9 protein-coding genes are annotated in these 12,315 nt (G+C 67.9%); 2 read left to right on the forward strand and 7 right to left on the reverse strand.

The features are described 5' to 3' along the window. Positions 1 to 108: 108 nt before the first annotated feature. From AABQ55_RS17580 to AABQ55_RS17590, 3 genes are all read right to left on the reverse strand, one after another. A complete protein-coding gene (locus AABQ55_RS17580; RefSeq protein ID WP_272805925.1) occupies positions 109 to 1,494 on the reverse strand; it encodes a sensor histidine kinase in 1,386 nt (461 codons plus the stop codon). Then, the gene (locus tag AABQ55_RS17585; protein ID WP_244766877.1) at positions 1,491 to 2,147 is read right to left on the reverse strand and encodes a response regulator transcription factor; all 657 of its coding nucleotides are present in this window, start codon (positions 2,145 to 2,147) and stop codon (positions 1,491 to 1,493) included. The genes AABQ55_RS17580 and AABQ55_RS17585 overlap by 4 nt, the downstream gene beginning before the upstream one ends. 107 nt (positions 2,148 to 2,254) lie before the next feature. Then, positions 2,255 to 3,901 (reverse strand): phosphoethanolamine transferase, encoded by a 1,647-nt coding sequence (locus tag AABQ55_RS17590; RefSeq protein WP_272805926.1) that lies wholly within the window; start codon positions 3,899 to 3,901, stop codon positions 2,255 to 2,257. A 160-nt stretch (positions 3,902 to 4,061) separates the two neighbouring features. On the opposite strand from AABQ55_RS17590, the gene AABQ55_RS17595 reads away from it, so the two are divergent. Further along, entirely contained in the window at positions 4,062 to 4,205 is a 144-nt protein-coding gene (locus AABQ55_RS17595) for a hypothetical protein (protein WP_272805927.1), read from the forward strand. Positions 4,206 to 4,265: 60 nt separating this feature from the next. Continuing rightward, positions 4,266 to 4,925: a glutathione S-transferase family protein gene (locus AABQ55_RS17600; RefSeq protein WP_272805928.1), complete on the forward strand. Its 660-nt coding sequence runs from the start codon at positions 4,266 to 4,268 to the stop codon at positions 4,923 to 4,925. A gap of 11 nt (positions 4,926 to 4,936) precedes the next feature. On the opposite strand, the gene AABQ55_RS17605 is transcribed toward AABQ55_RS17600, so the two are convergent. The 4 genes from AABQ55_RS17605 to bcsA form a co-directional block, all read right to left on the reverse strand. Further along, positions 4,937 to 5,317 carry a hypothetical protein gene (locus tag AABQ55_RS17605; protein ID WP_272805929.1) on the reverse strand — a complete coding sequence of 127 codons (381 nt, stop codon included), beginning with the start codon at positions 5,315 to 5,317 and terminating at the stop codon, positions 4,937 to 4,939. 35 nt (positions 5,318 to 5,352) lie between these two features. Further along, entirely contained in the window at positions 5,353 to 7,527 is a 2,175-nt protein-coding gene (locus AABQ55_RS17610; RefSeq protein ID WP_272805930.1) for a cellulose synthase, read from the reverse strand. Between the two features lie 215 nt (positions 7,528 to 7,742). Beyond that, on the reverse strand, positions 7,743 to 10,091 hold the full coding sequence (locus tag AABQ55_RS17615) for a cellulose biosynthesis cyclic di-GMP-binding regulatory protein BcsB (RefSeq protein ID WP_272807490.1): 2,349 nt from the start codon (positions 10,089 to 10,091) through the stop codon (positions 7,743 to 7,745). Further along, positions 10,091 to 12,262, reverse strand: coding sequence for a UDP-forming cellulose synthase catalytic subunit (bcsA, locus tag AABQ55_RS17620; RefSeq protein ID WP_272805931.1), 2,172 nt, complete (start codon positions 12,260 to 12,262; stop codon positions 10,091 to 10,093). Before bcsA ends, AABQ55_RS17615 begins: the two co-directional genes overlap by 1 nt. Positions 12,263 to 12,315: the final 53 nt, after the last annotated feature.

Raw genomic sequence — 12,315 nt, forward strand, 5'->3', positions numbered from 1 at the left:
TCTCACATGCCGATGGAAAAAATTGCGAGCATCGCGACGGGCTGCCCGCGCGCGAATGCTGCAAAACGAGACTGTTCGGAAATGAGGCACGGACATGCCCGCCGGGCGTCATCGCGCCGCGGGAAACACGATGTCTGCCTGGAAACCGTCAACACGCCCGGCAACGGGCGATGTGAGGACGAGGCTGGCGCGCATCTGTGCCAGGAGCCGGTCGGCGATGGAAAGCCCGAGACCCGAGCCTGCGGCGAGCGTCCTGCCGCGGGAAAAGCGCTTGCGCACCGCGGCCAGCTCCGCCTCCGACATGGCTGCCGCGCCGTTGCGGATGCACACATTGCCCGTTTCGGTCAGGCGGATTTCGACGGGCTCGTCCGTCCGCCCGTGCAGCAGCGCATTTTCGATGAGGTTGCGCAGCACGATGGCGAAGGCGTCGGCCGTGCCCTCGCGCAGGGCCGGTCCCGCAAGATCGCTCCGGAAGCGGATGCGGCTTGCGGTGCCCGATGCGCGCTGGAAATCCGTGACGACGACGCCGAGCACGTCCACGAGGTCGAAGGCCGTCTCGCTGACGCCGATCCCGGCCTCGGCGCGGGCGAGCTGGAGCAGCTTCTCGGTGAGCTTCGTCAGCTTCTGCAGGGAGGCCTCGATCTGCCGGGCGCGGGCGTGGGTCGGGGCGTCCTTGAGCTCGGCCATGAGCAGCTGCGTCTGCGCCAGCGCGCCGGCAACCGGCGTGCGCAGTTCGTGCGCGCTGTTGGCGGTGAACTCCCGCTCCGCTGCCAGCACGGCGCGCAGGCGCGCGAGCAGGAGGTTGACCGAGCGCAGGATCGGCTGCAGTTCCCGCGGCAGGTTCTCCGCCGCGATCGCCGCGAGATTGCCGCCGTCCTTTTCGCCGATCGCCGCCCGCAGCGTCTCGACCGGCAGGAGCACGCGGCGCACGACGAACCAGACGGCCAGCACCGTGGCCGGCACGATGAGCAGAACCGGCAGGAGCAGCGCCAGCGCGCCCTCGACCATCGCCTCCCGCCGCTCCTCGGCGGAATCCTCCACCTGCACGAAGATGGCCCCGTCCGCCGTCGCGGCGGTGTAGACCCGCCCCCGCGCGCCATCCCGGAAGCCGACCTTCAGCGGCACGTCGAAGGGCTCCGCCGAGGCGGTGTGCGAATGCAGCAGCACGCGGCCCGCACGGTCGCGCACCTGGTAGGTCAGGTATTCCTCGCCGGGCTGCGCGGGCGAGCGCTCGATGCGCCGGGGGACATTCAGGTCGTCGCGACGGTTGAGGTCGTCGACGACGAGCGGCACCAGGCGCTCGGCCGTCTCCTGCAGGGCGCTGTCGAAGATCTCGCCGAACTCGTCCTGCATGACGAGCGCGCCGAAGCCGACGGCGACGAGCCAGAGGCAGGTGGTGATGACGGTGATCCACAGCATGAGCTGGCCGGCAAGGCTCTTCGGCCGGAAGGCGCTTGCGCGCCGCTCATCGCTCTGCGGTGCCGGCCCCGTCATCGGCCGAGCCTGTAGCCGATGCCGCGCAGCGTCTCGACGCAGCCCTTGCCCAGCTTCTTGCGCAGGCGGCTGACATAGACCTCGACCGTGTTGCTCTCGATCTCCGCGCCGAAGGCATAAAGCGCCTCCTCGATCTCGCCCTTGGAGACGACCGCATTCGGCCGCGTGGCAAGCCGCGCCAGCACGGCCCATTCGCGGCCGGACAGATCGACCGGCGCACCGTTGCGCAGGACCCGGCGGTCGGCCAGCGCGATCGCCATCGAGCCGGCTTCCAGCACCGGCAGCGAGGAGGCCGCATAGCGCCGCGCGACGGCGAGCATGCGCGCACCGAGCTCGCCGAGATTGAACGGCTTGACGAGATAGTCGTCCGCCCCGCTGTTCAGGCCCTCGATACGGTCGGAAATCTGGTCATGCGCGGTGAGGATGATGACCGGCACGGCCGTGCCGGCGCGGCGCAGGTCCTTCAGCAGCGAGAGCCCGCTGCCGTCGGGCAGGCGCAGGTCGAGCAGGATCAGCTCGTAGCCGACCGCATCCGTCGCCGTGCGGCCGTCCTCAAGCGTCTGCATCCAGTCGACCGCATGGCCGAGCCCGGCCACATAGTCGCGCACCGCCTCGCCCAGAACGGCATCGTCCTCGATCAGCAGAACCCTCACGCGCCCGTCTCTCCGCACCATGCGACGGCCCGCCCATGCGCCCGCGCGTCACCTTCCGAAACCGGAGAATACACGGGGGAAGCCAGGCTTGCCATCGTCCGTCCCGATCAGGACACGGCGCCGCGCCGGCAGGCGGACAGGAGGTCGAGCGCGGGGTCGCGCACCCTGGTTTCCACCCGCATCATGCCGAGCACGGTGTGGAAGAGCGTGTCGTGCGATTGCGGCTTCGCCGTCTCCGCATCGAGGCAGGCGCCGGAATAGGCGGCCTTCGCATCCTTGCCGAGCCAGAGCACGAAGGGCACATGGGTCTGCTCGCCCGGCGCGATCATATAGGGCGCGCCGTGCAGGTAGAGGCCGAATTCGCCGAGCGATTCGCCGTGGTCGGACATATAGAGCATCGAGACGTCGAGGCTTTCCTCGGCCTTCTGCAGCCGGTCGATCACGCCGGCGAGGATGTGATCGGTATAGGCGATCGTATTGTCATAGGCATTCACGATCTCCTCGCGCGTGCAATCGGAAAACTCCGCGCTGCGGCAGTCCGGCCTGAAGCGGCGGAATGCCTCCGGATACCGCAGCCAATAGGACGGGCCATGGCTGCCGATCTGGTGCAGCACCAGCACGGTGTCCGCCTTCACCGATCCGATCCAGGCGTCGAGGACATCGAGCAGCACCTGGTCCCGGCACTCGCCGCCCGAGCAGTCGCGCGGGTTGCCGCCCTCGACCAGCGAGCGCTCCCGCACGCGGGCGGCGATCTTCTTGCTGCCGGTATTGTTGTCCCACCATTCGACGGCGATGCCCGCATGGGCGAGCACGTCGAGCAGGTTCTCGGTCTCCAGCCCCCTGCGATGCGAATAGTCGGCGCGGGTATAGACGGAGAACATGCACGGCAGCGAGACGGCGGTCGCCGTGCCGCAGCTCGTCGTGTCACCGAAATAGAAAATATCCTTCGTCTTCAGTTCCGGATTGGTCTCGCGCCCATAGCCGCCGAGCGAAAAATTGGCGGCGCGCGCCGTCTCGCCGGCAACGACGACCATCAGCCGCGGCTTGCGCCCGGTGACGGGACCATCGCTGACACGGGCATCCGTGCCGAGCGGGGCGGCGACGACGTTTCGATCGGCCGACTGGCCGGCGGCGAACTGCACGGCCGTGGCGAGGGGAACGATGGGGTTCAGCGTCTCGAACCAGTCGTGATGTGCCCGGACGGTGGCGGCATAGACGCGGGCATGGGAAAGGCCGGCGACCAGCGCGATGACCAGCGCGGGCAGGATGACCACGAGATTGGCGCGCAGCTTCCAGAAGAAGGTGTGATGACGGACCCTGACCCACAGGAGAAGCGCTGCGGGCAGCACGCCATAGACCAGCATGTGGAGGACGAAACCCGGCGTGATGAGGTGCCCCGCCTCCGCGCTGTTCGTCTCGGCCGCGTTGCGGATCATCTCCATGTCGATGATCACGCCGTAGCGGTCCATGAACCAGGCGCCGGCGGCGCTTGCCAGGATGAGCAGGATGAAGATCGGCTTCATCACATATTTCAGCGAGACCGCGACGCAGAGCGCGATATAGAGGCAGGCGATGCCGATAGCGATAGAGAAGAACGTCGTCGGCCGGCCATCGAGATAGAGCCAGCCCTTCGACCAGAAGCTGCGGTTGGTCAAGGCCAGCAGGTAGAGCGCCGTCAGGATGCTGACGGCAATGCTGCCGAGCTGCGGCCGCCAGAAGGCGGGGGAGCCGGCCTTGCCGGTTGTCTCGCGCATCGGATGTCCTTTCGAAAGCGTCTCCGGCAGCCCGCGGGCCACCATCCCGCCCCTCCCTGCCCCGCGAAACTGACAGCCGCCTGAACGAACCCGGCGGCGACGTTCAGCGCGGCGTCAGGTTGGCGATGGACAAGACGGCTGTTCGAATATGAGGTGACGCGTGAGATCGAGACTGCTGCATCCGGGAACGCTGTTCGTGACGGCCCTGGTTTTCCTGGTCCTGTCGATCCCCCTCGCCCAGATGCAACTTTCAAGGCCCCACGGCCAGGACCTGAGGCAGGCGCTGATGCTGCGGGCGGGTTGAAAAATCCGATTGCAAAATGCAATCGGATTTGCGACAAATCCCGCAGACGCGGAGGTTGCCATGAAACCCGTTCTCTATGCCCATCCCTTTTCCAGCTACTGCCAGAAGGCACTGACGGCGCTCTACGAAAACGGCACCGGTTTCGACTACCGCATGCTCGACCACAACGATCGGGAGACGATCGCCGATTTCGAGAGGCGCTGGCCGATCAAGCGTTTCCCGATCCTGGTCGACGGCGACCGGACGATCGTGGAAGCGAGCATCGTCATCGAATATCTCGGGCTTCATTACCCGGGACCGGTAAAGCTCATTCCCGACGATCCGAAGGCGGCGATCGAGGTGCGCATGCTCGACCGTTTCTTCGACAACTATGTCTCGACACCGCAGCAGAGGATCGTCTTCAACGCCATCCGGCCGGAAGAGAACCGCGATCCTTACGGCGAGAAGGATGCACGCGACATGCTGGAGCGGGCCTATGCCTGGCTCGACAGCCACATGGACGGCCGGATCTGGGCCACGGGCGACACCTTCACGCTGGCCGACTGCGGCGCCGCTCCCTTCCTGTTCTATGCGGACTGGACGCACGCCATCGATCCGGCCTTCGCCAATGTGCATGCCTATCGCCGGCGCCTGCTCGCCCGCCCCTCCTTCGCCCGCGCCGTGGACGAAGCGCGGCCCTTCCGGAAGTTCTTCCCGCTCGGGGCGCCCGACCGCGACTAGAGACCCAACGGCTAGCCGGCGCGGCAGTGCCGCCGTTCATCGGCCGTGGCCTTGCGCTCGATGCCGGTTATGACGAGGACCGGCAGGCTCTGCCGCCTGCCGGCAATCTCCTGGTCGCGATCCTCGACATGGCCGCGCAGGACAAGCCGGCCGTAATAGAGCGCATCCGTCTCGAGGATGCGCTGCCGGTCCGCCTCGGCAAGCCCGTCGATATCAGGGAAGACGCCGCGCGATTCCGCGCCGCTGTCGAGATTGCGGATGGCGGAGGACGGGCACGGTGCCGTCACGCAGCGAAGGCCGTTGTCGCAGACGACATAGCGATCCTGTGCGGCAGCGAGCGGAGACGCGAACAGGGGCAGCATGGCGGCAAGGGCAAGGGTTCGAAGGCGCATGCATCATCCTCCGCAAGGATTGCGGCCAAATCGCGTTACTTGCGGCCATCCCGCTCGCGGCGCATTTCGGCAAGCGCACGGATGGCGTCCTGCCGGCCGGTCTCGCCCAGCGCTTCGAACAGCCGCATGGCATCCGTGCGCCGGCCGAGATTCTTGTAGGCATAGGCGCGCAGCACCATCAGGTCCGCCGGTTCGGCATGGAACTGGCGGCGCTGGTCGAGGAACATCAGGGTTTCGCGATAGCGTTGCGCGCGAAAACTGCTGACGGCGCGGTCGCCGAGGATCGCCGTCTGCAGTTCGGCGACGCGCCCCTGCTCAAGCCGCGCCTTGGTGGCGGAGACCGCGGCATCGCTCGTCAGCCCCGCACGCAGATAGGCAAGGCTCTGGCCATAGGCGGCATCGCTGCGGGTGCGGCCCTCGCCGGCAAGCGCCGCCTCGAAGGCCTGCGCGGCCTCCAGCGGCCGGTTGATCTCCATCAGGCACCAGCCGAGCGAGAGCGCGCTCGCCGCCGACAGGCCGCCGGGATCACGCGTGCTGCGGCAATCGACGGTGCCGTCCGTCCGGCGCGCCGTGCGGGCGCCGTGCTGCGGCTTCAGGGCAACCTCCTCGACCACCGTGCGCGCCGGCACGCGGCGATCGGTCCGGACGATCCGCGCCTGCCGTTCGCGCAGCGCCGGCGCGGCGTCGTCGCTGGTGTCCCGCTCGCCGAGCAGCGCGATGCGCTCGGACCGGCCCGCCCAGGCCCGCTTGACGGCGGCAAGGCCCGCGCGGTCCTCCAGCCTCAGCCGCGCGACGCCGAGCCCGTAGGCGGCCGGCTCATAGTCCGCCTTCCACGCCAGCACCTGCGAAAACCATTCCTCGGCCGTTCCCGGCTGGTCCATGGCCAGCGCATACCAGCCGAACTGTTCGCCGGTCTGCGGATGCTTCTCCTCCAGCGTCACCTGCGCGATGCGGCCGAGCACCTTGGCATCGAGCTTCGGCGGCGGATCGAGCGCCAGGAGGTTGGCGGTGGCGGCGAGATAGGTCTGCATCGCTTGGTCGGAGGTCGTGCGCCAGGCATACATCACCTCCTCCGCCTCGCCGGGCATCTTGCGCGCGAGGAGGATGAGGGCGAGCCCCTGCGAGGCCGAGGCGGAATCCTCGACGGCACGCGCCTTGCGGAAGAAGGGTTCGGCCAGCGCGTTCTGGTCGCGCCGGAGGTGATACCAGCCGAGCAGCAGCGCATCGGAGGCGAGCCCCTCGTCCGTCACCAGCTTCTCGACGAGCTTCAGATAGGCCGGCGCGACCGTGATCGCCGCATCCTCGTCGCCCTCGCCCACGAAGCGGCGGGCGAGATCGTTGCGGATCGTGTCGAATTCCTTGACGCCATCGGCGCCGGTGCGCTCGCGGGCCATCAGATCCTGCATGTCGGCATAGCCGAGCAGGGTCGAGGCCTTCTGCACGGTGGCGACGCGGATCGGCCCGTCCGAGCAATTGTCGAGCATGTAGCCGTAGGCATCCTTGGCGCGCTGCACGCGCTCGGTCTTCACGAAGGCCTCGGCGACGCGCCAGAGCACATCCGCATCCGAGCAGGTAAGCAGGCTCGGCGTCTCCGCGCCGAGGCGCACGACATCCTCGCTGCGCCCCGCATTGGAGGCGGCCACCAGCTCGGCGCGTTTCTCCGCCACGTCGAGGCGGTCGACGAGGTCGGCGGGCGGCGTCCATTGCGGGTCGTCCTGCTGGCGCCTGGCGATCGCCGCGCGCACGTCCGCATAGCGCGACTGGGCGTAGAGCGCCCACATCTCCTCGAGTTGACGGTCTTCGTTGACCGGCACGGCGAGCGGGTTCTCCGGCGGCGTCCAGGTGGGGTAGAGCGTGCGCAGCCGGGCGATCTCCGCATTCAGCCGGGCGGTATCGCCACGGGCGGCGAAGTAGCGCAGCGCGCTTTCATCGACCACCGGCCTGGTCTCGGCGGCCTCCACGACGGGCGTCGTCTCCGTGCCGGTGCCGGCCGCCTGCCCGGTCTGCTGCGCCTGCGCGATTTCCACGACGCGCGACCGCTTCGTCAGGGAGGGGGGCACGTCGTCCGTGCTGCTGGTGGTGACGTCGTCGGTTCCCGCGCCGAGACGCGGCAGGCCCTTCATCAGGCCATCGGGCACGCCGAAGGATACGCCTGCGACGCTGGCTGCGCCGGCGGAGACGAGGACGAACGCCACGAGGATCGACTTCATCCCGAATTTCCTTCGGTCCATCACTGCCACCACAGCACCACGCGTCGGTCATGACGCACAACGGACGCTGCAACACTCAACTTCCAATCGACCCCGGCCCGGTTTACAGCGACACCATGCGCCATGAACGATGGAACATGCCGTCCTTTCCCCGGGAAGAGCCAACCAGTCGTGATAAAACCCCGATAGGGTTAACCGTCGGTAAACAGGCGCGATCAGACTTCCCTGCCGAAGCGGCGCAGGAGGCCGGACGTGGCGATGCCGAGCAGGATCGACAGGATGCAGAACACCACCGCATAGGCGAGGATGTTGGAGGACAGCCAGTTCGCGGCGACGAGCCGCATGTTGGAGAAGGTCCAGGGCTGCGTCGCAACGAAGCGGGTTCGGCTGACCGGGCGCGTGTCGAGCGCGTCCGCGTCCTTGCTGTCCAGGCTGACATAGCCGTCGAGCTGCTGCCAGCGTTCGTCCTGCGCGATCGCCACCATGCCGGCCTTGAGGTCGGCCCCGGTCGGCGCGGAGAGCACGGTCCAGGTCGCGCCTTCGTCGGGGCTGTCGCCCTGCGCGACGAGGAAGCGCGCCGTATCGCCCGGTGCCACGAGCGGCTCTTCGCCGGGCAGCAGGCGCAGCGAGGAGAGCGGGATGTCGAAGGTCTCCTGCAGCCAGGCTTCCAGCGCGGAAATCTGCCCGCGCCAGGAGCCGCCGCGCACGCGCGACTGCCACTCGTCTATGGCGTCCTGGGTCGCGCCGTGCTGCGCGCCGCCATCGGCCGGCCCGCCCCAGGCGGACGCGCTTTCGGCGGCGATATGCGTCTGGCCGAGCACGAGCGGGGGAAGCTGCGAGATCGTGCCCACCAGGATGGCATTGCGTTCGCCGATGGCGAGCGCCGAGGATTCCGGGCGGACCTGCAGCGCGCGCCCGCTCGAGACCGCCATCTTGCCGAGGAAGGTCGCGCTGGTCGACAGGGTGTCCGCGTCGAGGCGGTCGAGATAGAGCGCCACCGGATCGACCTGGCGATTGTAGGGGAAGCCCGTGCCCGACAGGGCGGCAAGGCTGGGGAGCTGCGCGACGCGGGCAAAACGCGGCATGCGGAACTCGGAGGAATCGAACAGCGCGAAGCGCGGCTCCTCGCTTGCGCTGGAGCCCGGCGCGCAGATCTTGTCCGCCTCGGTCAGGAGCGCGGTCTCGATGTCGATGCGGTTCGGCCCGGGCCGGAAATGCCGCATGGTCACGCGGATCGGCAGATGGCGGAAGACGCCGCCGTTGCGGCTGGTGATCGGCACCGTCGTCGCGATGTTGCCGTTCACATAGATGTCGATATGGCTGCCCGGCAGCACCTCCGGCGAATAGGCCGCATCGAGCAGCAGCGTCGCCTCGCCATAGGCATCCGCATAGAAATCCGAGGGAATGCCGATGTCGAAGCCGGTCCGATAGCGCCGGCCGCTGAATTCGCCGGTGCGCACGCCGAGCGAGGCGAAGGTCGGCGACGTCTCTCCCAGGATGAGCGGCATATCCGCGCCGTTGCGCTGGCGCACGCTGAGGGCTTCGCGTGTCACGCTGAGCGGCCGGTCGATGGGCGAGACCATGCCTTCCACCGCGCCTTCGATCGACGGCCAGTCCGGCCCGCTGACGACGAAGACCTTGCGGTCGCCGTCCGGCGCATCGACGAAGGTGGCGACGGCCGAGGAGCGCGCCGTCGCGGGCAGGCCCGGCAGCAGCGCCGCCAGATTGCCGGCCGTGCCGACCAGCACCGTCAGTTCCCCGGCCCCCGCCGTCGGCGGCAGCGCATCCGTAAGGTCGAAGGTCTGGTTCGGCATCTTCGCCATCAGCGCGAGCCCCTGGCTCAGCCGCATCAGCGCATTGGTGGCGACGGGCTGGCCCATTTCCGGCACGACCATGACGAACTTCGTCTGCCCCGTCGGCCCGAGGCCGATGGCCGCGATGTCGTCGGTCGTCAGGAGGCGGCCGCTCGTGTCGCGCGGCACCGTCAGGTAGGTGCGGGCCGGGTCGAGCGACGTCCACAGGTCATAGGTCGAGCGGATCGTGCAGTCGGTGCGGTGGCGGTGCGCGGCATTGAAGGTCACCCGGTTGACGCCGGGGCGCAGGAGGCCCGCCGGCAGGTCGAAGCGCACGTCCTTGATGCCTTCCGCGGACTGGACCGGCACCTCGCCCACCACCACGTCATTGACGACGACGGTGAGCCGGGAGGATTCCGGCGCCACGACGACGGCGTTGGAATAGCCGAGATTGATCGTGGTCGCGCTGCCCGCCTGCTGCGGGGTGAGGAAGAGCGGGAAGGACTGGCTTGCGACCTCCCCTTCCAGAAGCAGCGACTTTGCGGGAACGATGTAGCGCCGCGTGGAAAGGTCGGGGGTCGCCGCCTTCTTCTCCGGCTGCCTGGTTTCCCGCACCGCGGGGGTGGTCTCCTCCACCGCCGGCGTCTTCTCGACGGCCGGATCGCGCTCGCCGGACATGTCGAAGGGCACGGACGTATCCTGCGCGAAGGCGACGGACGCGGAGAGCGAGAAGACGAGGCCGCAAAGCGCGGCCCTGACGGGCAGGAGCATCACGAGGCAGCCTCCTTCTTGCGTCCGCCGCCAAAGCTGCGCGCGAGATAGAGCAGCCCGCGGCTGGTCTGGTAGACGGCAATGCCGAGGAACCACAGCGAGCCGCGGAACAGGCCCGGATTGTAGCGGCGCGAGACCTGGAAATCACTCCACTGGTTGGAATTCGCGAAGATCAGGTCGGCGACGAGCGAATGGTGCCGCGCCACTTCCGGCATGAAGCGGCAGCCGACGGCGATCACGCTGCCGAGGTTTTCGACATTGCGCACATCGACCGGCAGGACTTCCTCCTGCCCGGCACCGTAGGGCGTGAAGCGCAGCGCGCAGCGCGCGTCCTTCGCCAGGTCCGGCTCCAGCCCGAAGACCTGCACGCGCGCGCCGTTGGCCGAGACATTCTCCAGGGTCGAGGGATATTCCCGCCCGTCGACGATGAAGGTGCAGCGGCGCTTGACCGTCACGCGCCGGCTCGCCGCCCTTTCGCTGCGCTCCGAGACGACGCCGAGCGCGCAACCCGCGATGATGAGGTTGAGCAGGTTCCAGCCGCCGACGACGAAGGTGACGTCGGCCTTGTAGGGCTCGGAATAGAAGCGGTAGATGCTCATCAGGAAGGCGACGAACAGCACGGCGAAGATGACGAAGAACGGCCGGCTGATCTCCGAAAGCCGCGATTCGCGGATCGACTCGTCCTTCGCGGTCACCTTGAAGGTCGGCTTGGTCGGGTTGAGCATGACCGAGACGACGGCGGGCAGGAGATGCACGCTCTGCACATATTCGTAGAGCTCGGAGATCCAGGGCCAGCGGAACGAACCGTAGAGATAGTTCTGCATCATCAGGTTCACGAGCATGTAGGCGAGCGTGTAGCCGAGGAACTCGCCGCCGGAGGCCGTGAAGATTTCCAGGTCGAAGAACAGGTAGAACAGCGGCGCGAAGAGGAAGATCGTGCGCGGGAAGGGAAACAGCCAGAACAGCATCGACGACATGTAGCAGAGCCGCTGCGGCAGCGAGAGGCCGCGCTTGAACAGCGGGAAGCGGAAGCGCAGGATCTGCATCATGCCCTGCGCCCAGCGGCTGCGCTGGCCGATGAAGCTGGCGAAGGTGGCGGGCTGCAGGCCGGCAATCAGCGGCTTGTCGACATAGACGCTGTTCCAGCCGCGCGAATGCAGCGCCAGCGCCGTCTCGCAGTCCTCGGTGATCGAGAGGCCGGAAAAGCCGCCCGCCTCGTTGAGCGCGGTGCGCCGCAGCACGGCGGCCGAGCCGCAGAAGAAGGCGGCGTTCCACTTGTCGAGGCCGCGCTGGATGATGCCGTAGAACATCTCGTTCTCGCTCGGCATCGTCTCGAAGGTGCGCAGGTTCCGCTCCAGCGGATCCGGGTTGAGGAAGAAATGCGGCGTCTGGACGAGGAAGAGCTTCTGGTCGTCGGCGAAGTAGCCCACCGTCTCGCGCAGGAAATCGCGGGCCGGCGCATGGTCCGCGTCGAAGACGGCGATCAGCTCGCCGGTCGAGTGCTGCATGCCGTTGTTCATGTTGCCGGCCTTGGCATGCTCGTTGCGGGCGCGGGTCAGGTAGTTGACGCCGAGGTCGCGGCAGAGCGCCTGGAGCTCGCGGTGGCGGGCTTCGGCCACCTGCGCCTCGATCACCGCCGCCGCATTGCGCTTCTGCTCCGTGCCGCCGTCGTCGAGCAGCCAGACCGTGAGCTTGTCCGCCGGATAGTCCATCGCCTTGGCGGCGGCGAGCGTGTTGGCGAGGAGGCCGGTGTCCTCGTTGTAGCTCGGCACGAAGATGTCGACCGTCGGCAGCCGGCCCTCCTCGGCAACGCGGCTCTTGCGCGGCGGCAGCGGCATGGCGACGACGAAGAGGCTGAGCGCCAGCATCATCACGCTGTACATCTCGGCGAGATAGAGCAGGAAGCCCGGTATGAAGTTCTCCAGCTGGTTCAGCGGCGGCAGCGTGCTGGTGGTGCGCCAGTAGACATAGCGCAGCACGACGGCTGTGCCGAAGGCGAGCGCGATCAGCCGCCAGATGCCCTCGGCGCGCAGCACCTTGATCACCGCCATGAAGGTAACCACCGCGATGCTGGCGATGAGCTGGGTCTGCAGGTTGATGGGCAGCGTGATCACGAGGATCACCAGGGCGGAGACCAGTGCCCACAGGATGATCGTGCCGATATGTCTCATACGCCGTCCTTCGCCGTCATAGCGCGTTCCAACCCGGGACCTTACGCCCCATT

This window comes from Shinella sp. WSD5-1, assembly GCF_963942435.1.
GTDB lineage: Bacteria > Pseudomonadota > Alphaproteobacteria > Rhizobiales > Rhizobiaceae > Shinella > Shinella yambaruensis.

Excerpts from the sequence above, each read along its gene's own strand:
- AABQ55_RS17600 (WP_272805928.1), top strand. The coding sequence starts at position 4,266 with ATGAAACCCGTTCTCTATGCCCATCCCTTTTCCAGCTACTGCCAGAAG.
- AABQ55_RS17615 (WP_272807490.1), bottom strand. The coding sequence starts at position 10,091 with ATGCTCCTGCCCGTCAGGGCCGCGCTTTGCGGCCTCGTCTTCTCGCTC.
- AABQ55_RS17610 (WP_272805930.1), bottom strand. The coding sequence starts at position 7,527 with ATGAAGTCGATCCTCGTGGCGTTCGTCCTCGTCTCCGCCGGCGCAGCC.
- AABQ55_RS17605 (WP_272805929.1), bottom strand. The coding sequence starts at position 5,317 with ATGCGCCTTCGAACCCTTGCCCTTGCCGCCATGCTGCCCCTGTTCGCG.
- bcsA (WP_272805931.1), bottom strand. The coding sequence starts at position 12,262 with ATGAGACATATCGGCACGATCATCCTGTGGGCACTGGTCTCCGCCCTG.
- AABQ55_RS17590 (WP_272805926.1), bottom strand. The coding sequence starts at position 3,901 with ATGCGCGAGACAACCGGCAAGGCCGGCTCCCCCGCCTTCTGGCGGCCG.
- AABQ55_RS17580 (WP_272805925.1), bottom strand. The coding sequence starts at position 1,494 with ATGACGGGGCCGGCACCGCAGAGCGATGAGCGGCGCGCAAGCGCCTTC.